The organism is Streptomyces pyxinae (assembly GCF_024756275.1).
Taxonomy (GTDB): domain Bacteria; phylum Actinomycetota; class Actinomycetes; order Streptomycetales; family Streptomycetaceae; genus Streptomyces; species Streptomyces pyxinae.
In genome coordinates this window covers 29,816-51,535 of sequence record NZ_JANUGQ010000021.1, presented here as the reverse complement: position 1 = coordinate 51,535, position 21,720 = coordinate 29,816, and the positions used below count along the sequence as shown (strand labels likewise).

General features: G+C 75.5%; 20 protein-coding genes. 5 read left to right on the top strand and 15 right to left on the bottom strand.

Going from position 1 to position 21,720, the window contains the following annotated elements:
* Positions 1–45: 45 nt before the first annotated feature.
* Complete coding sequence (locus tag NX801_RS22245) at positions 46–1,890, bottom strand: MFS transporter (protein ID WP_258789596.1); 1,845 nt, start codon at positions 1,888–1,890, stop codon at positions 46–48.
* 897 nt (positions 1,891–2,787) lie between these two features.
* On the opposite strand from NX801_RS22245, the gene NX801_RS22240 reads away from it, so the two are divergent.
* Positions 2,788–3,882, top strand: coding sequence for a phosphatase PAP2 family protein (locus NX801_RS22240; RefSeq protein WP_258789595.1), 1,095 nt, complete (start codon positions 2,788–2,790; stop codon positions 3,880–3,882).
* A gap of 108 nt (positions 3,883–3,990) precedes the next feature.
* Here NX801_RS22240 and NX801_RS22235 read toward each other — a convergent pair whose 3' ends face one another.
* From NX801_RS22235 to NX801_RS22215, 5 genes are all read right to left on the bottom strand, one after another.
* Positions 3,991–4,206, bottom strand: a complete 216-nt coding sequence (locus NX801_RS22235; protein ID WP_258789594.1) for an I78 family peptidase inhibitor — start codon at positions 4,204–4,206, stop codon at positions 3,991–3,993.
* Positions 4,207–4,868: 662 nt separating this feature from the next.
* Positions 4,869–5,837 (bottom strand): helix-turn-helix transcriptional regulator, encoded by a 969-nt coding sequence (locus tag NX801_RS22230; RefSeq protein WP_258789593.1) that lies wholly within the window; start codon positions 5,835–5,837, stop codon positions 4,869–4,871.
* A gap of 163 nt (positions 5,838–6,000) precedes the next feature.
* Positions 6,001–6,870 (bottom strand): hypothetical protein, encoded by an 870-nt coding sequence (locus tag NX801_RS22225; RefSeq protein ID WP_258789592.1) that lies wholly within the window; start codon positions 6,868–6,870, stop codon positions 6,001–6,003.
* Positions 6,867–8,183, bottom strand: a complete 1,317-nt coding sequence (locus NX801_RS22220; protein ID WP_258789591.1) for a glycosyltransferase family 4 protein — start codon at positions 8,181–8,183, stop codon at positions 6,867–6,869. The genes NX801_RS22225 and NX801_RS22220 overlap by 4 nt, the downstream gene beginning before the upstream one ends.
* Before the next feature lie 217 nt (positions 8,184–8,400).
* A complete protein-coding gene (locus tag NX801_RS22215; RefSeq protein ID WP_258789590.1) occupies positions 8,401–9,123 on the bottom strand; it encodes a LysM peptidoglycan-binding domain-containing protein in 723 nt (240 codons plus the stop codon).
* A 412-nt stretch (positions 9,124–9,535) separates the two neighbouring features.
* On the opposite strand from NX801_RS22215, the gene NX801_RS22210 reads away from it, so the two are divergent.
* Together NX801_RS22210 and NX801_RS22205 are read left to right on the top strand one after the other, a co-directional pair.
* The gene (locus tag NX801_RS22210; RefSeq protein WP_258789589.1) at positions 9,536–10,330 is read left to right on the top strand and encodes a hypothetical protein; all 795 of its coding nucleotides are present in this window, start codon (positions 9,536–9,538) and stop codon (positions 10,328–10,330) included.
* A 200-nt stretch (positions 10,331–10,530) separates the two neighbouring features.
* Positions 10,531–10,866: a hypothetical protein gene (locus NX801_RS22205; RefSeq protein WP_428986199.1), complete on the top strand. Its 336-nt coding sequence runs from the start codon at positions 10,531–10,533 to the stop codon at positions 10,864–10,866.
* Positions 10,867–11,081: 215 nt separating this feature from the next.
* Here NX801_RS22205 and der read toward each other — a convergent pair whose 3' ends face one another.
* The 5 genes from der to aroH form a co-directional block, all read right to left on the bottom strand.
* Positions 11,082–12,530, bottom strand: coding sequence for a ribosome biogenesis GTPase Der (gene der, locus NX801_RS22200; RefSeq protein ID WP_258789587.1), 1,449 nt, complete (start codon positions 12,528–12,530; stop codon positions 11,082–11,084).
* A gap of 195 nt (positions 12,531–12,725) precedes the next feature.
* Positions 12,726–13,469, bottom strand: coding sequence for a lysophospholipid acyltransferase family protein (locus NX801_RS22195; RefSeq protein ID WP_428986198.1), 744 nt, complete (start codon positions 13,467–13,469; stop codon positions 12,726–12,728).
* Positions 13,427–14,110: a (d)CMP kinase gene (cmk, locus tag NX801_RS22190; protein WP_258789586.1), complete on the bottom strand. Its 684-nt coding sequence runs from the start codon at positions 14,108–14,110 to the stop codon at positions 13,427–13,429. Before cmk ends, NX801_RS22195 begins: the two co-directional genes overlap by 43 nt.
* 764 nt (positions 14,111–14,874) lie before the next feature.
* Positions 14,875–15,969 (bottom strand): prephenate dehydrogenase, encoded by a 1,095-nt coding sequence (locus tag NX801_RS22185; protein ID WP_258789584.1) that lies wholly within the window; start codon positions 15,967–15,969, stop codon positions 14,875–14,877.
* Entirely contained in the window at positions 15,966–16,328 is a 363-nt protein-coding gene (gene aroH, locus NX801_RS22180) for a chorismate mutase (RefSeq protein ID WP_258789582.1), read from the bottom strand. The genes NX801_RS22185 and aroH overlap by 4 nt, the downstream gene beginning before the upstream one ends.
* Positions 16,329–16,525: 197 nt before the next feature.
* On the opposite strand from aroH, the gene NX801_RS22175 reads away from it, so the two are divergent.
* Together NX801_RS22175 and NX801_RS22170 are read left to right on the top strand one after the other, a co-directional pair.
* Positions 16,526–16,864 carry a DUF952 domain-containing protein gene (locus NX801_RS22175; RefSeq protein WP_258789581.1) on the top strand — a complete coding sequence of 113 codons (339 nt, stop codon included), beginning with the start codon at positions 16,526–16,528 and terminating at the stop codon, positions 16,862–16,864.
* Positions 16,865–16,895: 31 nt separating this feature from the next.
* The gene (locus NX801_RS22170; RefSeq protein WP_258789580.1) at positions 16,896–17,645 is read left to right on the top strand and encodes a nucleotidyltransferase domain-containing protein; all 750 of its coding nucleotides are present in this window, start codon (positions 16,896–16,898) and stop codon (positions 17,643–17,645) included.
* Here the strand turns inward: NX801_RS22170 and NX801_RS22165 are convergent.
* The 4 genes from NX801_RS22165 to NX801_RS22150 form a co-directional block, all read right to left on the bottom strand.
* The gene (locus NX801_RS22165) at positions 17,565–18,332 is read right to left on the bottom strand and encodes a nucleotidyltransferase domain-containing protein (protein WP_258789579.1); all 768 of its coding nucleotides are present in this window, start codon (positions 18,330–18,332) and stop codon (positions 17,565–17,567) included. The two genes, NX801_RS22170 and NX801_RS22165, sit on opposite strands and share 81 nt — an antisense overlap.
* 322 nt (positions 18,333–18,654) lie before the next feature.
* Positions 18,655–19,719, bottom strand: coding sequence for a pseudouridine synthase (locus tag NX801_RS22160; protein WP_258789578.1), 1,065 nt, complete (start codon positions 19,717–19,719; stop codon positions 18,655–18,657).
* The gene (scpB, locus tag NX801_RS22155; protein ID WP_258789668.1) at positions 19,719–20,324 is read right to left on the bottom strand and encodes an SMC-Scp complex subunit ScpB; all 606 of its coding nucleotides are present in this window, start codon (positions 20,322–20,324) and stop codon (positions 19,719–19,721) included. Before scpB ends, NX801_RS22160 begins: the two co-directional genes overlap by 1 nt.
* A gap of 116 nt (positions 20,325–20,440) precedes the next feature.
* Entirely contained in the window at positions 20,441–21,685 is a 1,245-nt protein-coding gene (locus NX801_RS22150; RefSeq protein WP_258789577.1) for a segregation and condensation protein A, read from the bottom strand.
* Between the last annotated feature and the right edge of the window lie 35 nt (positions 21,686–21,720).

Sequence of the window (21,720 nt, the reverse complement as noted above, 5' to 3'; positions counted from 1 at the left end):
CTGGACCGGGCGAGCCGAGCGGAGCGGGACGGACTGCGGCGTTGACTAGCGCTGGTAGTTACGGTGCGGGGCCGACGTTACGGCGCCGGGTGCCGTGCGTCCAGACCGCCCGATCATGGTCCGGTCGGTCCGGAGGGCTCGGTCGGACCCGCCGGTCCCGTCCGTCCCGTCCGCCCGGTCGGGCTCGGCGGCCCCGTGGTCGTCCGAGTGCCGGGCCGGGGCGGGGATCCGGGCCGGCGGCCGGCCGGCGGCCGCCACCGCGATACCGGCCGGAGCGGCGTCCTTGGCGGTGGCGCGGGCCGCGCGGGCTTCATCGGGGCCGCCGGCCGTGCCCGCCGGGTCCGCCAGGTCCGCCGGGCACTCCATCACCCGGGGCAGCCGCAGGGCCATCAGCGCGCCGGTCAGCAGCAGCCCGGCGCTGACCAGCAGGGTGACGTGCAGCCCGTGGACGAACGAGTGCCGGGCGGCGGTGCGCAGCGCCTCCCCGGCCGGTCCGCCGAGCCGGGCGGCCACCTGATACGCCTCGCCGAGCGAGTTGGCGGCGGCCGCGCCCGCCTCGTGCGGGACGCCCCGGACGGCGGCGAGCCCGGGGGCGTAGGCGGCGTTCATCACGCTGCCGAGCAGGGCGATGCCGATACCGGCGCCGAGCTGGTAGGAGGTCTCCCCGATCGCCGCCGCCCCGCCCGCGCTGTGCGCCGGGGCCTCGCTGAGCATCGACTCGTACGCGCCGAACAGGGTGGTCTGGAGCCCGAAGCCGAGCAGCACGAAGCCGGCGGTGAGCAGCAGCGGCCGGTCATGCTGGCCCATCGCGACCAGCAGCAGCACGGCGGCGGCGGTGAGCGTGAAGCCCCAGCCGACCATCCGGCGCGGGCCGACCCGCCGCAGGGTGTACGAGCCGGTGGCGCCGGCGGCCATCGCGGCGAAGGTCAGCGGCAGCAGCCGCAGCCCGGTCTCCACCGGGCTCAGGCCCAGCACCAGCTGGAGGTACTGGACGGCGATCAGTTCGAGACCGACCAGCGCCAGCATGGCCAGGACGATGCAGCCGACCGAGGTGGTGAAGGGCGCCCGGGCGAACATCCGCATGTCGATCAGCGGGTGCGGGCGGCGCCGCTGGCGGCGTACGAAGAGGACCAGCAGCGCGGCGCCGAGCAGCAGCGGCCCCAGCGTGACGGCGCCGAGCGGGGTCTCCCCCGCGCCCAGCCGCTTCACGCCGAGCACCACGCCCAGCACTCCGGCCGCCGCCATGAGCGCGCCCAGCACGTCCCAGGGGCCGTCACCGCTCCCCCGCGATTCGGGGAGCAGCCAGCGGCCGACCGGCAGGATCACCGCCATCAGCGGGATGTTGACCAGGAAGACCGAGCCCCACCAGTAGTGCTCCAGCAGGAAACCGCCGAGCACCGGGCCGGTGGCGGCTCCGACGGCGGCCACGGCGGTCCAGATCCCGATGGCCGTGGCCCGCTCGCGCCGGTCGGGGAAGACCGCGCGGAGGATCGAGAGAGTGGCCGGCATGATCATCGCCCCGCCGACACCGAGGAGCGCCCGGGCGGCGATCAGGACCGCCGGGTCGTCGGCCGCCGCCGCGAGGGCGGAGGCGGCGCCGAAGAGGCCGTACCCCGACAGCAGTACCCGGCGCCGGCCGATCCGGTCGCCGAGCGTCCCGAAGAGGATCAGCAGCGAGGCGCAGACCAGCGGATAGGCGTCCACGATCCAGAGCAGGGCGGTGGAGCTGGGGCGCAGGTCCTCGGTGACCTGGGGGACGGCGACATGGAGCACGGTCGCGTCCAGCGCGACCAGCAGCAGACTGACGCAGAGCACGACCAGGACGACCCAGCGGTTGGCACCGCCGCCGGGGGCACGCAGGCGTGCTCCGGCCGTGGTCGTCCCGTACATGCGCGTACCTCCCGGTGGATCTCTCGCGCTCGGTGGGCGTTTGCCCCTGGGACCTGCGAGGTGCCCCGGGGTGGGCCCGGCATCGACGGGCGAGGCGTCTCGCCAGCGTACGCGAGTCCCGGAAGGTGACGCGTGGCCCACCTCTCACCGGGGCAGGAGGCAAGGTGTGGCATCGACCACGTGAAGGCCGCACGAAGCTCATGCGAAGGCGGCGCGAAGGCGGTGTGAAGGGGTGGGTGCCGACGGGGCGGAGCGCGGGCGGACGGGCAGGCGGCGGGCGCGGGGACCGGCACGGACTGCGGTACGGACGGCGGTACGGACGGCGTGCCGGCGGTGGCACCGGCCGGATCGCCCGGATCCGCCCGGGTCGGTTCGGGTTCACCCGGGACCGGCCCGGGCGGGCCCGCCGGGCCCGCCCGGGTCCGTGGACGGCCCTTCGGAGGCGGATCCGTTCGGCGGATCGACCCGGCCGGATCGACCCGGCGGATCGACCCGACTCGGTCCGCCGGACCGTTCGGTCCGACCGGGTCCGGCCGGGTCCGATCCGCTCGTCCGAGCCCATTCGGCACGCCGACCCGTCCGGCGCCATGAACGCGGCCGATGGCCACCGCCGATGAACGCCGGTGTTCACCGATGGCTGCCGATGGGCGCCAATGGACGCCGATGAACACGGAGGGTGACTGCGATCGGCGGACGAAGCCAAAACATGTCAGGGTATTTCTGCGATCGCCGAACGGGCTTGCGGGGAAATCCGCACGCTCATACTCGACAAGGCCCTCATGGTTTATGGATAAACAGCGGATAAACCTTCGTTCGAGGCCAGCGCCAGATCACATCGTCATTACGAAGAGGCGTGATCGGCCAAGGGTGTCACTCACTCCCTGTAACGTCGATTGGGTGCGTACCGACATCTTTGCCCGGCTGGACCGGGAGCCGGAACCGCCGAAGATTGAGATCCCGCGGATGAGCCGCACCCGTCTCGCCCTCTTCGGCGGGACCCTGGCGTTCTATGTCGCCATCGTGGTGGCGGTGCTCGTCTCGTCCTGGCTGGTCCTCCTGGACTGGAAGGTCATGCTCTTCCGGCCCTACCAGCAGTGGCCGGAGCTGCACGCCTGGCTGGACTACTACGTGGTGCTCGGTCAGCGCGGTCCCACGGCGGTGATGGTGGCGGCCTGGCTGGGCTGGCGCTCCTGGCGCCAGCACACCCTGCGGCCGCTGCTGGCCCTGGGCGCCGCACTGCTGGCGCTGAACGCCACCGTGGGCGCGGTGAAGCTCGGCCTCGGCCGGCTCGGCCCCCACTACGCGACGCAGATCGGCTCGGCCGAGCTCTTCGCCGGCGGCGATATATTTCCGTCCGGACACACCGCCAACGCGGTGGTGACCTGGGGCATCCTGGCGTACCTCGCCACCACCCCGCGCGCCCGGCGGTATCTGTCCGCGCTCTCCGCCGTGGTCGCGCTCGGGGTGGGGCTGACCACCGTCTACCTCGGCACGCACTGGCTGAGCGATGTGCTGCTGGGCTGGGCCGCCGGCCTGCTGATCCTGCTCGGACTGCCCTGGTGCGAGCCGGTGATCGCGCGGGCCGAGGCGCTGATCCTGGCCGCCCGGGAGCGGCTGCGGGCCCGCCGCAGGTCCGCCCCCTCGCGCCCGGTGGCGGCGGGCGGCCCCCGTCCGGCCCTGTATCCGCGGCTGACCGGCACCGGGGCGGTGACGGCGATCGCGGAGGCGACGACGGCGACGGCGGTGGACGACGACCCGGTCCGCGCGGCGATGGCCGCCCCGGGGGCCGGCCGTACGGCTCCGGCGGCGGCGACCGCCGGCGCCCCGGCCACCGCGGGGGTCGCGGGTCTGGCGGGCGCGGCCGGGCCCTCGGCGGCACGTACGACCATCACCCAGCCCCGGCCGCACGCCATGGCCCGCTCGGAGCGCTCCCCGGTCTCCCCGACGGGCAGCCGCCGGCCGCCGCACTCCCGGCCGGTGGCCGGGGCCTGAGGGCACCACGACCCGCTGAACGCCTCGGGGTCCGGACCGGTCGCCGGTCCGGACCCCGAGGCGTTCGGGCCCCTGAAGCCTCGCCCCGGGCCGGGGCGGACGCGGGTCTCAGCCGACCCAGCAGCGGGTGACGGTGTGGTCGTCCACCTCGAAATTGAGGCGGCCGACCACGTACTCCATGGTGATGATCGCGCCCGGCGGCAGGGACCGGACCGTGGTCCAGCCGCGCGAGCGGGCCAGCCGCTCGGCGGCGCGGTCGTCCCGGCCGAGGTAGCTCTCGGGGTCGTCGTCGGGCTGGGCGGGAGGGGTCGGTATCGCTGCCATGCCGTCCACCGTAGGCGGCGGCGAGGGGGTACGGAAACCGGGCGCGGCACCCGGCGAGGGGGGTGCCCATCACGCCCGGGTCCCTTTTCGATCACGCTCGTGTCACAACCTCTCGACACCGTCCCGGGCCGCCGGTCCCCTCCCCGGAGGGGTGTTCGAGCGTCAATTCGGCGGGCCCCGGGCGGCTCGCGCGGGCGGCTCCGCACACCATTTCCCGGGAATCCCGGTGACTCCGGAAACCCCGGGATCGCGGCCCGGTCACGGAAAGCGCTCCGCGGGACGGCGAATACGACAAGCTACGGCGGATACGCCGATGCGCCGCCGGGGCACAGCGGGATTAACCGGGGCCGTCATTCCCCGGGAACGCCCGGACAGCGCGGTACACCGGCATGCGGGTGCGCCGGGGGAAACCGGACACCGGCGCCGCCGAGGCCACCGATACCGCCGTGCCACCGGGGCGGGTCGGCGCGAGCACGTCACCGGCACGCGCCTTTCACTATTCCGCCGCATCGCTCTCACACCCGGCGACGAGCGGCCCGGACAGGTCCCGGCTCTTCGCTCCGGGTGTCCGGGTACCCGAGTGCCCGGGTGCCCGGCTGTCCGCCACCCCGGCCCGCCCGTGACCGCCCCCGAACGTGACCGTCCCCGGCCGGGCCCCGCCGTCAGCCGCCGGTCCGGTCCAGGGCCCGGGTGAGCCGGTCCCGCAGGCTCCGTATCCGCTCGGTCAGCTCCGCCGGCTCCAGCACCTCGAACTCCACGCCCAGGAACAGCACATGGAAGGCCATGACGTCCAGCGTCCCGGCCCCGGTGCGCAGCAGACAGGTCGCGTCGGTCTCCGCCTCCAGCGTCCCGTTGGCCGGCCCCACCACCCGGGCCGCCTCCTCGTACGGAACGTGCAGCCGCACCAGCGCCCGCTCGGGATACCCGGCCGTGGACACGCCCCGCGCCACATAGGCCGCCAGGTCACCGGCGGGCGGGGGGCGCGGGGTGAAGCGGGGGCCGTGCGGCGGGCGCGGCTCGATCCGGTCGGCCCGGAAGGTGCGCCAGTCGTCGCGCTCCACGTCCCAGGCGACCAGGTACCAGCGGTGCTCGGTGCACACCAGTCGGTGCGGCTCCACCGTGCGGCGGGTGGCCGTACCGCCGTGGTCGCGGTAGGCGAACCGCAGCCGCCTGCTGTCCCGGCAGGCGCCCGCCAGCTCGGTCAGCACCCCGGGGTCGACCCGCGCGGAGGGGGTGCGCAGCAGCGGCACGGTGAAGGCGTTGAGCGCGCCGATCCGGCGGCGCAGCCGGTCCGGCAGCACCTGTTCCAGCTTGGCGAGGGCGCCCACCGAGGTCTCCCCCACCCCCTCGATGCCACTGCTCGCCGCCGTGCGCAGTCCGACGGCGACCGCCACCGCCTCGTCGTCGTCCAGCAGCAGCGGCGGCAGCGCGGCGCCCGCGCCGAGCTGGTAGCCGCCGCCGGTGCCGGGGGTGGCGTTGACCGGATAGCCCAGCTCCCGGAGCCGGTCGACGTCCCGCCGCACCGTACGCGGGGTGACGCCGAGCCGCTCCGCGAGGTCGGTGCCGGACCAGGAGCGACGGGCCTGGAGCAGCGAGAGCAGGCGCAGCAGCCGTGCCGAGGTCTCCACCATGCGGCGAGTCTGTCACCCCTCGCGGACAGCCACGGTCCGCGATGCCCCCGGGCGGCCCGGCCTTTCCGGTCCCGGGCGGCCCGGCTCCAGTCCCGGGCGCCTCGGGCGTCCGGCCGGCCCCGGGCCCGAGTCGGCCGGGGTCATGGCCCGGGCCGGGCCCGGCTCAGCCGGTGACGCGTACGCAGAGGTCGTTGCCGTTGGTGTAGCAGGGCACCGCCCGGTAGCCCTCGCCCCGCCGGGCCGGGTACGCGAAACTGCCCCGCCGGTCCCAGACGTCGTCCAGCACCCGGGAGATCCGCACCGGCTCGGCGTCCGCGGCGGGGCGCAGCCAGAGCGCGTACATCCGCTCCTCCGTCACCGGCGGCGCGGCCAGCTCCCGGTAGTCCAGGGTGAAGCGGAACGTCCCGTCCCGGCCCTCGGCGGCCGTCCGGTACACCCGGTCGCCCGCCCGGGCCTCGGCCACCGCCCCGGGCCCGAGCGGGGCACCGTACAGGGCGCCCTCCACCGTGCAGCCGGCCGGTCCGAAGGCCAGGTCGCCCGCCTCGGCGTGCGGGAACCGGTGCCAGACGCGCACCGCCAGCCGGCCGTCGGCCGCCGGGCAGGGCACCCGGGCGGCGACCCCGTCCGCTCCGGCCGGGGGCACCCGGTCCAGCAGCGCCCGCAGATCGCGGAAGCCCGCCGCGACGCCCCGGCCGCCGAGGTACACGTCCCAGTGCCCCTCGGCGAGCGGCACCGAGAGCGGCAGCTCGGCCCGTGCCCGGCCGTCCGCCCCGGCGGCGCTGAGCGGCAGCCGTACGGTGCCGTCCCTCTCGTCCCCGTCCGCCGGGGCCCCCGGGGCGCTCCGGCCGCGCCGGCGCAGCTCCAGCACCGGCGCCGGGGCCGAGCCGGCCCGGTCCGTGTCCGCCGGGTCCGTGCCCGCCGCCGCGTCCGCCGCCGCCACGTCGGTGGCCGGGACCGTGAAGACGATCGCTCCCGCCGCGTCCGCGAGGCAGTCCACCCGGGGCGTACCGCCCGCCGGTTCGATGCCGCTCATACCCGCTTCCCCTTCCCCTTGGCCCGCTTCCCGGCCGCCTTCCGCTTCCGGAGCTGGTCGGCGGCGCGGTAGCGGAGCGCGTACAGCCCGTCGAGCAGCGAGCCGCGCACCCGGTGCAGGGCGTCCCGGGCCCGGCTGCGGGAGCGCCCGTGCTCGCCCCGTTCGAGCAGCTCGGCGAAGAGCGCGGCGTGCCGCTCCGCGATCCGGGCCGGGTCGAACCGCTCGGCGGCGGCCAGTGCGGCCTGTCCGGTACGGCGCCGCAGCTCGTCATCCTGGATCAGGGCGAGCAGCGCGTCCGCGACCGCGTCGGCGTCCCCGTTGGGGACAAGCCGGCCGTCCACCCCGTCCTCGATGATCTCGCGCGGGCCGTGCGGGCAGTCGGTGGAGACCACCGGCAGTCCGCAGCGCATCGCCTCCACGATGGTCATCCCGAACGACTCCAGACGGGAGGTGACGGCGGCGATCGAGCCCTTCACCCACTCCGGCTCCAGCGGGTTGGCCGGGCCCATCAGAAAGACGTGGTTGTGCAGCCCGCGCTCCTCGATCAGCGCGCGCAGGGCGCTCTTCTCGTTGCCGGTCGCGTCCCCGGAGCCGTAGACGCGCAGCCGCCAGTCCGGGCGGGCCGCCACCACCTTGGCGAACGCCTCGATCAGCAGGTCGTACCGCTTGACCGAGGTCAGCCGTCCGGCCGCGACGACCCACTTGGCGGTGGCGTCGGCGGGCGGGACCGAGGGGGCGGGCACGCTGTTGGGGACGGCGGCGATGGTCACCCCGGACAGCTTGAGCCGGGTGCGGTAGGAGCGGGCGTCGGCCTCGGTGACGGTCGTGACGGCGTCCAGCAGCGGGTAGCGGTGGCCGATCTCGCGGCGGAGCCGGTAGCCGTGGCTGTCCAGGGTCAGGTGCTCCTGGGCCACCCGGACCGGGCCGCGCCGGGTCTGGCGGGCGATGTGCACATTGAGCCCGGGCCGGGTGCCGACGACCACGTCCGCCTCCAGACCCCGCAGATGGGCGGCGATCCGGTCGTCGGTCAGCTTGCTGTACTGCTTCCAGCGGCCGTCGCCGCGCGGGAAGACCTTGGCGGGCCGCCGGTAGTCGGGGTGGTCGCCGTCGTAGCCGGAGCTGTGCTTGCGCAGGTCCACCAGATGGCGCATGGTCACACCGGGCGGGGCGCCCAGGGTGGGTTCGTCGCGGTGCCGGAAGACGGAGACGATCTCCACCTCGTGCCGCTCGGCCAGCGTCCGGGCGAGGGTGAACGTCGTACGGATCGTGCCACCGATGCCGTAGGCGTTGTGGAGCAGAAAAGAAATGCGCATCGCGTCGCCGCGTCCCCCCGGTCCGTCCGGACTGTCCGTCTCGCTGGTCGTTGCTGGTGGTGGCCCCGGGCGGGCCCCCCACGGACTGTACTGCGCCTGCGCGGTACGGGACCGGGCCGGGGTGACCGGCGGGGCGGCGGGACCGCCGGCCCTCCCGGTGCCGGGAGGGCGGCGACCGGAACGGCCTCCTCCCCTCGGCCCCGGGAGGTCCGGGCCGTCAGGGGAGAGTGAGCAGCATGCCCGGCTTGATCTTGCCGGGGTCGGGGCCCACCACCGCCTTGTTGGCGGCGTAGAGGGCCTCCCAGCCGCCCTTCACCGAGAAGCGGCGGGCCACGGCGCTGAGGGTGTCGCCGGGCTGGACGGTGTGCGCCCGACCGGAGAGGCCGTACTTCTTGGAGCACTCGGGCCAGGCGCCCCAGCCCTGCCACCGCAGCACCTCCTGGGCGACGGTGATCTGCTGCTCCTTGGTGGCGAGGTCGGCGCGCTTGGCGTGCCCGAGGCCGCCGTACTGCTCCCAGGTGGACTGGCGGAACTGGAGCCCGCCGTAGAAGCCGTTCCCGGTGTTGAGGTCCCAGCGGCCGCTGGACTCGCAGGAGGCGACACAGCTCCACGGCCAGCCCTCGGCCGCGCAGGCGTACGGGACGGTCTCCACCTCGTCGTAGTGCGGGTGCCCGTGCGCGCCCGGGGCGGGCGGCGGGGCGGTGACCGGCCGCCCGGCGGGGACGGCGGCGGCGGGGCCGGGAGCGGGGGTGGAGCGGGGAGCGGGAGCCGGGACGGGCCCGGGAGCGCGGGTGAGGCCGGGAGCGGGGGCGGCTTCCGGGCCGGCGGGGGCGGCGGGCCGGGCGGCGGGCGCCGGGGCGGCGTGGGCGACCGGGGCGGCGGACAGGGCGAGCAGCGCGGCGGCCAGTGCGGAGACCGGCCCGAGGCGGAACGTCGGCATCGCGCCACGCTAGGCGGCCGGTCCGGGACCGGCGGCGGCGCCGCGCGGCCGGCGGGGCCCGGTGCCACCCGGTCGGCGGCCCCGGAAGCGGTACCGGGCCGTGGGGCGGGGCCGCGTCCCTGAGCCGTACCGGAGCCGTACCGGACCACCCGTGCGGCGGGCCCGGACTCCGGCGCCGTACGGGCCCCCGGGACGCCGTGCCGGGCCCGTGGGACGGAGCCGTACCGGGCTGTCGGGACCCGGGGGCCGGCCCGTGCCCCGGAGCCGTACGGGGCGGCGGGACGTCGTACCGGACGGGTGCGATTAGCCCGTGCCGGACGCGTGACCCCGGCCCCGGCTCGCCCGTTGAACTCTTCATGAGACGTGCCGGGAAACGCCCGGCACCGCACGCACCGAGTCCGAGGAGCCACCCGTGCCGCGCATGCTGGACGTCAGCGAGGACGTACGCGCCGAGATCGGCGACGAAGAGGCCGACCGGCTGCTCGCCGGCGACAACGCACCGGGCAGCTACGACTGCACCTCCTGCCGCACGCCGGGCGACTCCGACCAGGAGCGCACCAGCACCGTGCTGTTCGTCGGCGAGGAGACGGCGGTCCTCGCCTTCGCCCACGCCACCTGCATCCCCTCGCAGGTGGTCCAGGTCGCCGAGGAGCAGTTGCAGGGCGCCGTCCGCTCCATCACCGGCGGGCAGCAGCAGGTCCCGGCGCAGACCGCCCCGCCCGCCGCCGGCAACCAGGCGGTGCTGGGCGTCACCAGCGGCCTGGTGCTGGTCGAGAACGAGCTGCACCCGGCGCTGGTGGTGGAGCCGACCGCGCGGATCGCCCGGCCCGGCACCGCCGGTGGCGGCGACGAGTTCCTGCCGCTCCTGATCGAGCAGGGCTTCCAGCCGGTGACGGACGTCAACCGCAGGCCCGCCGTGCTCGGGGGCTGGTCGGTGCTGCTCGCCATGGGCCAGCTGCACGCCATCCTCCAGCCGGGCACGGGCGGCGGCGGCAGCCCGGTCTCCTGGTGGCAGGCGCACCAGCCGCTCCAGGTGACCGAGGGCTGGCGCACGGCCGCCAACAAGTCGCACACGGTGCTGGTCTTCGCCGCCCCGGTCGGCTCCATCGGCCAGCAGCCGCGCGAGGACCTGATGCGCGACGCGCTGGAGAAGGCCGCGGCCAACGGCCTGCTGGTCGCCGCCGCCATGCCGCTGGCCGGCACCTGATGGACGAGCGCCACCAGAGCCGGGGCCCCGGGCCCGTACCGCTCGTGCCGGTGCCGTCGTCCGCCCCCGGCACCGGCCGGCACGCGGTGCGCCGCCCCGCGCATTCCGCGCCCGGGCCGCATCCGACGGGCGGCGGGGTCGTTGGCTCCTACGTGCACCCATACGAACCCGCCCGCCAGTCGTACCAGCAGATTCCCGCCATGCGCCCGGCGCAGGAGAGCTCGCCGGGCGTCTCGGCGACGCCGATCTACGACGCGCTGTACTCGGAGTACCTGCGGTCGTTCCGGACCCTGCCGGGCGACCGGAGCGGCGAGGAGGACATGGGCTTCAAGGCGTTCTCCACCGGCTCCGGCACCTCGGGCACCGGTCTCACCTACGGCGGGATGCGCGCCGGGGCGTACGCCACCCAGACGATCCCGAGCCCTCCGCAGGCGCACCCGCACTCCGGCTATCCGGGCCAGTGGCAGCCGGTGGCGGTCCGCCCGCACGCCGGTCACTTCCCGGCCCTCCCCCCGGCCCCCCGCCGGGAGACCTGACCCCGGCGCCGTACGGGGCCCCGCCCGGGCTCACGGTCCGTACCCCCGTACGGGACGGCCGCCGCCCGGGACACGTCTCCCAGGTGGGAGGCCGCCGCCCGGGTCACGGCCCCGGGCCGGCAGGCGACGGAGCCGCCGGGCAGCGGGGAAGCCGGTACGGACGGAGAAGCCCCCGGCCCGGGCATCCCGGGACGGGGGCGTTCCCTGCCTGTCGGCTACTTCTTGCGGCCGCGCTTCTCGCGCACCCGGACCGAGATGTGGATCGGGGTGCCCTCGAAGCCGAACTCCTCGCGGAGCCGGCGCTCCACGAACCGGCGGTAGCCGTGCTCCAGGAAGCCGGAGGCGAAGAGCACGAACCGGGGCGGCTTGGTGCCCGCCTGGGTGCCGAACAGGATGCGGGGCTGCTTGCCGCCCCGGATGGGGTGCGGGTGGGCGGCGACCAGCTCACCGAGGAAGGCGTTGAGCCGGCCGGTCGGGACGCGGGTCTCCCAGCCGGCGAGCGCGGTCTCGATCGCCGGGACCAGCTTCTCCATGTGGCGGCCGGTGCGGGCCGAGACATTGACCCGGGGCGCCCAGGAGACCTGCTGCATCTCGGTCTCGATCTCGCGCTCCAGGTAGTAGCGCCGCTCCTCGTCCAGGTCGTCCCACTTGTTGTAGGCGATGACGAGCGCCCGGCCCGCCTCCACGGCCATGGTGATGATCCGCTGGTCCTGCACCGAGATGGACTCGGTGGTGTCGATCAGGACGACCGCGACCTCCGCCTTCTCGACGGCGGCGGCGGTGCGCAGCGAGGCGTAGTAGTCGGCGCCCTCCTGGAGGTGGACCCGGCGCCGGATGCCGGCGGTGTCCACGAAGGTCCAGGTCTTGCCGCCCAGCTCGATCTGCTCGTCGACCGGGTCCCGGGTGGTGCCGGCCAGCTCGTTGACGACCACCCGCTCCGCCCGGGCCACCTTGTTGAGCATGGAGGACTTGCCCACGTTGGGGCGGCCGATCAGGGCGATCCGGCGCGGCCCGCCGGGCGCGTTGCCGAACCGCTGCTCGGGAGCCTCGGGCAGCGCCTTGAGGATCTCGTCCAGCAGATCGCCGGTGCCCCGGCCGTGCAGCGCGGAGACCGGGTACGGCTCGCCCAGGCCGAGGCCCCAGAGCGCGGTGGCGTCGGCCTCGCCGGAGGGGCCGTCGACCTTGTTGGCGGCCAGCACCACGGGCTTCTTGGCCCGGCGGAGCAGCCGGACGACGGCCTCGTCGGTGTCGGTGGCGCCGACCGAGGCGTCCACCACGAAGACGACCGCGTCGGCCGCCTCGATGGCGTACTCGGCCTGGGCGGCGACGGAGGCGTCGATGCCGAGCACGTCCTGTTCCCAGCCGCCGGTGTCCACCACCTTGAAGCGGCGGCCGGCCCACTCGGCCTCGTAGGTGACCCGGTCGCGGGTGACGCCGGGCTTGTCCTCGACGACCGCCTCGCGGCGGCCGATGATCCGGTTCACCAGGGTCGACTTGCCGACATTGGGCCGGCCGACGACGGCGAGGACGGGAAGCGGGCCGTGCCCGGCCTCCTCGATCGCGCCCTCGACGTCCTCGATGTCGAAGCCCTCTTCGGCGGCGAGCTCCATGAACTCCGTGTACTCGGCGTCGCCAAGTGCCCCGTGGTCGTGCTGGTCGTTCATGAAGTCCGTTCCTCGTTCTTCGGCGTGCTTCGGCGTGCTACAGCGTTCTTCGACGTGCTATGGCGTTCTTCGACGTGCTATGGCGTTCTTCGGCGTGCTTCGTCATCGACGGACCCGGTGGGGACCCGCTACCGCGAGTCGCCGGCCGACCGGGCCGGTGGCCGGACCGGTGGTCACCGGCCCGGTCCGTCGCGGTCAGGTGTCCAGTGTCGCCCGGCGGCCGGTGAGACGCCTGGCGTTTTCCAGGTGGGCGGTCAGCCGTTCCTGGATGCGTACGGTGGCCTCGTCCAGGGCCGTCCGGGTGCGCCGGCCGCTGCCGTCACCGGCCTCGAAGGCGTCCCCGAAGACCACGTCCACCCGGCCGCGCAGCGGGGGCAGTGCCGATATCAGCCGGCCGCGCCGCTCGGCGCTGCCGAGGACGGCGACCGGGACGATCGGCGCTCCCGCGCGTACCGCGAAGTACGCCAGGCCGGCCCGCAGCGAGGCGAAGTCGCCCCCGCCCCTGGTGCCCTCCGGGAAGATCCCCAGGACTCCGCCGGCCGCCAGCACGTCCAGCGCGGCGGTGACGGCGGTGCGGTCGGTGCCGGACCGGTCCACCGGAAGCTGCCCGATGCCGCGCAGGAAGGGGTCGAGCGGGCCGGTGAACGCCTCCTGCTTGATCAGGAAGTGCACCGGCCGGGGCGCGGTGCCCATGAGCATCGGCCCGTCGAGATTGTGGGCGTGGTTGACCGCGAGGATCACCGGTCCCGCGGCCGGCACCCGCCAGGCGCCGAGCACCCGGGGCCGCCACAGCCCGTACATCAGCCCGATGCCGATGCCCCGGCCGACCGCCGCGCCCCGGGCCGACGGGGTCGCGCGATCGGGGCCGGCCGATCCGGCGCGGGGCGCGGACGTCGTCACGCGACGGCCCGCTTCTCCTCGACCAGGGTGACGACGCACTCGATGACCTGGTCGAGGGTCAGCTCGGTGGTGTCCACCTCGACCGCGTCGGCCGCCTTGGCGAGCGGGGAGGTCTTGCGGCTGGAGTCGGCCGCGTCCCGCCGGACCAGCAGTTCGCGGGTGGCCGCCACGTCGGCGCCCTTGAGCTCGCCGGAGCGGCGGGCGGCACGGGCCTCCGGGGAGGCGGTCAGGAAGATCTTCAGATCCGCGTCGGGCAGCACGGTGGTGCCGATGTCCCGGCCCTCCACCACGATGCCGCCGGGCGCTCCGGCGGCGATGGACCGCTGGAGATCGGTGATCCGGGTGCGCACCTCGGGCACCGCGCTGACCGCGCTGACCTTGGCGGTGACCTCCGGCGTACGGATCGGTCCGGCGGCGTCCAGGCCGTCCACGGTGATCGTCGGCCGGGACGGGTCGGTGCCGGAGACGATGGCCGGCTTCCCGGCCGCCGAGGCCACCGCGTCGGCGTCGTCCGGGTCCACCCCGTTGCTGAGCATCCACCAGGTGATCGCGCGGTACTGCGCCCCGGTGTCCAGGTAGCTGAGCCCCAGCTTGGCGGCGACCGCCTTCGAGGTGCTCGACTTCCCCGTGCCGGAGGGGCCGTCGATGGCGACGATCACGGATTCCACGGTGTCGGACACCTTCCTGGTACGCGAGGAGTGGGCCGGCCGATTGCCGAGGGGCCCGCCACCAGATTACCGACTGCCGCCGCCACCCCTCGCACCCGTTCGGCCCAGCCCGCCCGGGGAGGGGCGGGCCACCGGCGTACGGGCTCGCCGTCCCGGGCGTCCCGCCTCGCCCCGGGTGACGGGCATCACCCCCGGCCGGGCCCCCATCTCCGGGCCCCGGCCCGCCGGCCGCCCCCGGTCCCGGCCCATCGGTCGTCCTGGCCCTGGCCCGTCGGTCGCCCCCGGTCCCGGCCGCCTTCTCCGTCCCCGGCTCCGGCCCGCGGCCCGCGGGCGGCGGGCCCGGTCCCGGCTCATCGGTCGTCCCGGCCCTGGCCGTCTTCTCCGGCTCCGGCCCCGGCCCGCCGGTCGTCCCGGTCCCGGCCCATCGGTCGCCCCCGGTCCCGGCCGCCGGTCGTCCCGGCCCCGGCCCGTCGGTCGCCCCCGGTTCCGGCCCGTCGGTCGCCGGGTCGCCGTCCGGACGCCGTCCCGGCCGTTCACCCCGGCCGCCGGCCCGTCGATCACGCCGGCGCTTTCCCCGTTCGCCCCGGTGTCACCACCGTCCGCCGGCCGCCCGATCGTCGTCTTCGGCTCCGCCCCGTCGGTCACCCCGTGGCCGCCCCGGCCACCCGTACGTACCGACCGCCGGCCCGGTGGTCCGGCCCCGGCCGCCCACCCAAGCCGTCCGCCCCGCTTCCGTACCGGTCCCTACCGGTACGGAAGCGGACCGGCCTCTGCCGTCACTCCGGGCGCTGGCGCAGTGACCAGCCGCGCTCGCGCAGGGCGGTGCTCAGGCCCGGGGCCGCCGCCGGTTCCACCATCAGCTGCACCAGACCGGCCTGCTGGCCGGTGGCGTGCTCGATCCGGACGTCCTCGACGTTCACGCCCGCCCGGCCCGCGTCCGCGAAGATCCGGGCCAGCTCGCCGGGCTGGTCGCTGATGAGGACGGCCACCGTCTCGTACGCCGCCGGGGCCGCGCCGTGCTTGCCGGGCACCCTGGCCCGGCCGGCGTTGCCCCGGCGCAGCACGTCCGCCACGCCCGACGCGCCGTCCCGCCGCTTCTCCTCGTCGGCCGACTGGAGGCCGCGCAGCGCCCGTACCGTCTCGTCCAGATCGGCGGCCACACCGGCCAGCACATCGGCCACCGGGCCGGGGTTGGCGGCCAGGATCTCCACCCACATGCGCGGGTCGGAGGCGGCGATCCGGGTCACGTCCCGGATGCCCTGGCCGCAGAGCCGTACCGCCGTGTCGTCGGCGTCCTCCAGCCGGGCGGCGACCATCGAGGAGACCAGCTGCGGGGTGTGCGAGACCAGCGCGACCGCCCGGTCGTGGGCGTCGGCGTCCATGACCACCGGCACCGCCCGGCAGAGGGCGACCAGCTCCAGCGCGAGGTTGAGCACCTCGGTGTCGGTCTCCCGGGTGGGGGTGAGCACCCAGGGGCGGCCCTCGAAGAGGTCGGCGGTGGCGGCGAGCGGCCCCGACCGCTCCCGGCCGGACATCGGATGGCTGCCGATGTACGAGGTCAGGTCGAGGCCCAGGGCCGCCAGCTCCCGCTGCGGGCCGCCCTTGACGCTGGCGACGTCCAGATAGCCCCGGGCCGTACCGGCGCGCATGGCCTCGGCCAGGGTCGCCGCCACATGGGCCGGGGGCACGGCGACCACCGCGAGGTCGACCGGTCCCTCGGGCGGCTCGGTGGTGCCCGCACCGCGCGCGGCGGCGGTCCGGGCGCTGGTGGGGTCGTGGTCGACCAGATGGACGGTGACCCCGCGCCCGGCGAGCGCCAGAGCGGCGGAGGTGCCGATCAGTCCGGTTCCGATGACGACGGCGGTTCTCACTGGGCGATGTCCTTGCGGAGTGCGGCGGCGGCGCCGAGGTAGACATGGGTGACCGCGCTCTTCGGCAGCTCGGTCTCGATATGGGCCAGGACGCGGACGACCCGGGGCATGGCGCCCGCGATGTCGAGTTCCTGGGCGCAGATCAGCGGTACGTCCACGATGCCGAGCTCGCGGGCGGCGACGGCCGGGAAGTCGCTGTGCAGATCGGGCGTGGCGGTGAACCAGACGCTGATCAGGTCGTCCGGGACGAGCCCGTTGCGCTCCAGTACGGCGGTGAGCAGCCCGCCGACCAGCTCCCGCATGTGCCCGGCGTCGTCCCGCTCCAGCTGGACGGCCCCTCGGACCGCTCGTACCGCCACGTCCCGCTCCTTCACCGCTGCCGCCCGCCCTGGTCCGGCGGCGTGCCCGCTCAGCCTAGTCAGCCCGGCCGCCGCCCGGCTCCCGCACCCGGCGGGGCCGGCCCGGTCCGGGGCCTGTCCGGTCCGGTTCGGGGCGGGCGGGGCCGGGTGCGGGGCCCGGTGCCCCACCTCCCCCGGTCATCGGCTGAAATGGGCGCATGCTCTTTCATGTCGTCCCGCCGCGGGACTGGACCGCCGCCCCCGGGGAGCCGTACGCCCCCGCCTCGCTCGCCGCCGAGGGCTTCGTCCACTGCTCGGACGGTGAGGCGGCGGCACTCGCGGTGGCGGAGGCGTACTACCGCGAGGTGCCGGGGCCGCTGCTGCTGGTCGGGCTGGACGAGGCCCGGCTCACCGCCCCGGTGCGGCGGGAGGGCGGCTACCCGCATGTGTACGGGCCGGTCGAGCGGACGGCCGTGACGGCGGTACGGGAGCTGCGCCGGGCGCCGGACGGGCGGGTCACCGGCACGGCCCCGTGGCCCGGGGAGGCGGGGCGGTGACGGCGGACGCGCGGGAGGGGGAGACCGAGGCATGACACCGGAGGAGCTGATACGCGACCACACCGTTTACGCCTGTGTGATGGGCTCGCGCGCCTATGGCCTCGAGACGGCGGAGAGCGACACCGACCGGCGCGGGGTCTTCCTGGCGCCGACCGCGCTCCAGTGGCGCCTGGAGAAGCCGCCGGCCCATCTGGACGGTCCGGCGCCCGAGCAGTTCAGCTGGGAGCTGGAACGGTTCTGCGAACTCGCGCTGCGCGCCAACCCCAACGTCCTGGAGTGTCTGTACTCCCCGCTGGTCGAGCACGTCTCCGGCGCCGGACACGAACTGCTGGCGCTGCGCGGGGCGTTCCTCTCCCGGCAGGCGCACACCACCTTCACCCGGTACGCGCTGGGCCAGCGCCGGAAGCTGGCGGCCGATCTGCGGACGCACGGGGCGCCGCGCTGGAAGCACGCCATGCATCTGCTGCGGCTGCTGACCAGTTGCCGGGACCTGCTGCGCACCGGGGAGCTGGAGATACGGGTGGGCGCCGGCCGGGAGCGGCTGCTGGCGGTGAAGCGGGGCGAGGTCGGCCGGCCGGAGGTGGAGGCATGGATGACCCGGCTGGCCGCCGAGGCGGACGCGGCGCTGCCCGGCTCCCCGCTGCCGGCCGAGCCGGACCGGCGGCGGGTGGCGGACTTCCTGTACCGCGTCCGCCGGGCGTCAGCGCTGGCCGCCCCGGCCGAGCCGGACCCGGACGACGAAGTCGTGCAGGGCGTCGTACGCGGTGGGGGCGTCGGGTAGCGCGGAGGACTCGCGCGCCCGGTCGAGCACCTCGTGCAGGGCGTCCACGTCGGGCCGTACCCGCTCGGCGGCCACCCCGGTGGCGGGTGCGTGCTCGGCGTCCGCCTTGGCGGCGATCAGCTCGGCGACGTACTCCGGGGCGGGCACCGCGCCCAGCAGGGTGGGCAGATGGGCGACGACCTCGCCGGTGCGCATCAGATGGATGCCGGTGAGCAGCGCCCGGAAGGTGTAGAGCAGCGGCTTGAGTTCACCGCTCTTCTCGAACAGCCGCCACTGGGTGGCCGCGAAGCCCCGGTAGTGGTGGGCGTGATGGGTGGTGAGCACCCCGGGCGCCAGCGCGGAGAGCTCGGCGTGCTCGTCGGTGGTGTGGGTGACCAGCGGGGAGAGCAACTGCTCCAGCACATAGCCGTTGCGCCGGAGCATCAGCCGGACGAACTTGCGCAGATCGTGGGTGACCAGGTCCATCTCCACCCCGTCCCGGTCCCACGTCCGGGAGCGGGTCTCCTCGGGCTCGCGCAGCCCGATCAGCTCCTCCACCGGCAGGACGTGCACGCCCCGCAGATCCACGTCCGAGTCGCGGGACGGGAAGCCGTAGAGATGCGCACCGGAGACGGTGGCGAACAGCAGCGGATCGGGCTGTTCGGCGACGACGGCACCGAGTCCCGGCAGATCGAGGAGAGCGCTCATGGGCCAAGCCTTCCAGAAGTCATGGAAGGAGCCTGCTCAGACCGCGGGCCCCGGACACCCCCGGCGTCACCGGGGCCCGGACACCTCCGGCGTCACCCGGGACCCCGGACACCCCCGGCGCTCCCCCGTCCGCCGGGCACGCGCCCGCCGCGCAGGCGCCGCGCGCCCCCTCGCGGGCCCGGGGACGGCCGGGTCGGGGTCGCCGGGAGGGCGGGAAGGCGGGAAGGCGATCGGCCCGGAGAGGGCCGAAACCCGGGGACGGCCGGGGGCCCGGGACCGCCGCAGCGGTCCCGGGCCCCGGTGTCCTCGTGTACGGGACGGGTCAGAGATCGACCTCGCCCATCAGCATGCCGACCTCGGTGTTGGTCAGCCGGCGCAGCCAGCCGGACTTCTGGTCGCCCAGCGCGATCGGGCCGAAGGCGGTGCGGACGAGCCGCTCGACCGGGAAGCCGGCCTCCGCCAGCATCCGGCGCACGATGTGCTTGCGGCCCTCGTGGAGGGTGACCTCGACCAGGTAGTTCTTGCCGGTGTTCTCCACCACCCGGAAGTGGTCGGCGCGGGCGTAGCCGTCCTCCAGCTGGATGCCGTCCTTGAGCCGCTTGCCCAGCTCGCGCGGGAGGGGGCCCTGGATGGCGGCGAGGTAGGTCTTCTTGACGCCGTACCGGGGGTGGGTGAGGCGGTGGGCCAGCTCACCGTGGTTGGTGAGCAGGATGATGCCCTCGGTCTCGGTGTCCAGCCGGCCGACGTGGAAGAGCCGGGTCTCCCGGTTGGTGACGTAGTCGCCCAGGCTCTGCCGGCCGTCCGGGTCCTCCATGGTGGAGACCACCCCGGCCGGCTTGTTGAGCGCGAAGAACAGGTACGACTGGGTGGCGACCGTCAGGCCGTCCACCTTGATCTCGTCCTTCTCCGGGTCCACCCGGACACCCTGCTCGATCACGATCTTGCCGTTGACCTCGACGCGGCCCGCCTCGATCAGTTCCTCGCAGGCGCGCCGCGACCCCATGCCGGCCCGGGCCAGCACCTTCTGGAGCCGCTCGCCCTCCTGGTCGCCGGAGGTCTTGGGCGTCTTGATCGCCGGCTTGTCCGCGTACCGCTGGCGGTTGCGCTCCTCGATCCGGGCGTCCAGCTCGCGCGGGCGCCCGGGGGCCGTGCGGCCGCCGCGCCCGGTGGGCGGCTTCGGGGACTGCTTGGGACCGCCCTTGGCGCCGCCGCGCGCCGCCGCGCCGCGCCCCTTCTTCGGGCCGGGGCCGCCGTCCTGGGAACCGCCCACGTCGTAGCGGCGCTCCTCGGGACGGGGCCGGCCGGCGCGCTTCTGCTTGTCGTCGCGCTGGTTGCCGGCGCCCCGGTGGTTACCGCGCCCGCTGCTGTTCCTGCCGCTGCTTCGCATCAAAGTTCCGTCTTGTCGTCTTCGGCGTCCTCGGGATCCGGAGCGTCCGGATCGAACGACGGGACTCCTTCCGCCGTCTCGGCCTCGATCGCGTCCGCCTCGGGGAGGAAGGGCGCGAGCTCCGGGAGCTCGTCCAGGCCGCGCAGGCCCATCCGCTCCAGGAAGTAGTTCGTCGTCCTGTACAGGATCGCACCTGTTTCGGGTTCCGCGCCCGCCTCCTCCACCAGCCCCCGCTGGAGCAGGGTGCGCATCACGCCGTCGCAGTTCACCCCGCGTACCGCCGAGACCCGGGAGCGGCTCACCGGCTGGCGGTACGCGACCACGGCCAGGGTCTCCAGTGCCGCCTGGGTCAGCCGGGCCTGCTGGCCGTCGAGGACGAAGCGCTCGACGGCGGGGGCGTACCGGGGCCGGGTGTAGTAGCGCCAGCCGCCGGCGACCAGCCGCAGCTCGAAGCCACGACGCTGGGCGGCGTACTCGTCGGCCAGCTCGCGGAGCGCGTCCGTCACCTCCCGCCGGGGCCGCTCCAGCACCCGGGCGAGGTGTTCCTCGGTGGCGGGCTCGTCCACCACCATGAGGACGGCCTCCAGGGCGGGCTTCAGCTCCATGGCCGGGTCCTCGGGCGGGGCCTCGGGCGGGGTCTGGAACGGGGCCTCGGGCGGGGCCAGTGGCTCCGGCACCGGGGCGTCCGTGTCCCCGGTGACCAGGGGGTGTCCGGGTTCCGTCATGCGTCTCGCTCCTCCTCTTCCTTCTGCTCCTCCCGCTCCTCCTGCCGCCGCCGGCCGGGCGCCCGGTCGAACTCGTCGGTGACCCCGGCGCTCTCCGCCCCGGTCCAGCCGACCGTGAGCTCGCCCAGGGCCGCTTCCTGGTCCAGGGTGACGGCCCGCTCCCGGTACAGCTCCAGCAGGGCCAGGAAGCGGGCGACCACGGTGAGGGTGTCCGGGGCGTCCCCGGCCAGTTCCCGGAAGGTCGCGGTGCCGCGCTCCCGCAGCCGGGCCAGCACCACCGCGGCCTGCTCCTGGACGCTGACCAGCGGGGCGTGGATGTGGTCGACGTACACCTGCGGCCTGGCCCGGGGCTGCATCGCCTTCACGGCCAGCCCGGCGAGCCCCTCGGCGCCGATGCTGATCACCACGTCCGGCAGCAGCTCCGCGTGGTGCGGCTCCAGCCCGACGGTCCGGGGGTACCGCCGGCCCTCGTCCGCCATGCGCTCGCCGAAGATGTCGGCCACCTTCTTGTACGCCCGGTACTGGAGCAGCCGGGCGAAGAGCAGGTCCCGGGCCTCCAGCAGCGCGAGGTCGGCCTCGTCCTCCACCTCGGCGGCGGGCAGCAGCCGGGCGGTCTTGAGGTCGAGCAGGGTCGCGGCGACGACCAGGAACTCGGTGGTCTGGTCGAGGTCCCAGTCCGGGCCCATGGCCCTGATGTGGGCCATGAACTCGTCGGTGACCCGGGAGAGGGCGACCTCGGTGACGTCCATCTTGTGCCTGGTGATCAGCTGGAGCAGCAGATCGAACGGCCCCTCGAAGTTGGCCAGCCGCACGGTGAACCGCCCGTCCCCGGCGGCCGCCCCCGGGCCCGCGCCCTGGGGTGCCTCCCGGGTCTCCGGCGCCTCCGGGCGCTCCGGGCCGGACGCGGCCGGGGTTTGCCGGGCCACCGGGGCCGGCTCCTCGCGGGGCGCGTACGGCTCCGGGGCGCCCGGCTCCGGGGCTTCGCTGGGGTCGTACGGCTCCGGGGCGCCCGGGGCCGGGGCCTCGGGGCCCGCGCCCGCAGGCGCCTCGGGCTCGGGGGGCGCGTACGGCTCCGGGGGCGCGGGCACCGCCGGTTCCGCGGCCGCCGGTTCCGCCGCCGGGGGTTCGGCGGGCGGCCGGCTCCCGGGCCCCCGGCCCAGCGGGCGGCGGCGGGAGCCGGCGGCGGAGTCGGAGCCGGGGCCGGAATCGGAGTCGGCCTCGTCGGAGGGACGGTGGATCATCGTGGTCCAGGGGCGGCGGAGCGGTCGGCGGCAGT

Bases quoted from the DNA above. Each gene is read 5' to 3' on its own strand.
- NX801_RS22245 (WP_258789596.1), bottom strand. From the start codon at position 1,890: ATGTACGGGACGACCACGGCCGGAGCACGCCTGCGTGCCCCCGGCGGC.
- NX801_RS22235 (WP_258789594.1), bottom strand. From the start codon at position 4,206: ATGGCAGCGATACCGACCCCTCCCGCCCAGCCCGACGACGACCCCGAG.
- NX801_RS22230 (WP_258789593.1), bottom strand. From the start codon at position 5,837: ATGGTGGAGACCTCGGCACGGCTGCTGCGCCTGCTCTCGCTGCTCCAG.
- NX801_RS22225 (WP_258789592.1), bottom strand. From the start codon at position 6,870: ATGAGCGGCATCGAACCGGCGGGCGGTACGCCCCGGGTGGACTGCCTC.
- NX801_RS22220 (WP_258789591.1), bottom strand. From the start codon at position 8,183: ATGCGCATTTCTTTTCTGCTCCACAACGCCTACGGCATCGGTGGCACG.
- NX801_RS22215 (WP_258789590.1), bottom strand. From the start codon at position 9,123: ATGCCGACGTTCCGCCTCGGGCCGGTCTCCGCACTGGCCGCCGCGCTG.
- NX801_RS22205 (WP_428986199.1), top strand. From the start codon at position 10,531: ATGCGCCCGGCGCAGGAGAGCTCGCCGGGCGTCTCGGCGACGCCGATC.
- der (WP_258789587.1), bottom strand. From the start codon at position 12,530: ATGAACGACCAGCACGACCACGGGGCACTTGGCGACGCCGAGTACACG.
- NX801_RS22175 (WP_258789581.1), top strand. From the start codon at position 16,526: ATGCTCTTTCATGTCGTCCCGCCGCGGGACTGGACCGCCGCCCCCGGG.
- NX801_RS22170 (WP_258789580.1), top strand. From the start codon at position 16,896: ATGACACCGGAGGAGCTGATACGCGACCACACCGTTTACGCCTGTGTG.
- NX801_RS22165 (WP_258789579.1), bottom strand. From the start codon at position 18,332: ATGAGCGCTCTCCTCGATCTGCCGGGACTCGGTGCCGTCGTCGCCGAA.
- NX801_RS22160 (WP_258789578.1), bottom strand. From the start codon at position 19,719: ATGCGAAGCAGCGGCAGGAACAGCAGCGGGCGCGGTAACCACCGGGGC.
- scpB (WP_258789668.1), bottom strand. From the start codon at position 20,324: ATGGAGCTGAAGCCCGCCCTGGAGGCCGTCCTCATGGTGGTGGACGAG.
- NX801_RS22150 (WP_258789577.1), bottom strand. From the start codon at position 21,685: ATGATCCACCGTCCCTCCGACGAGGCCGACTCCGATTCCGGCCCCGGC.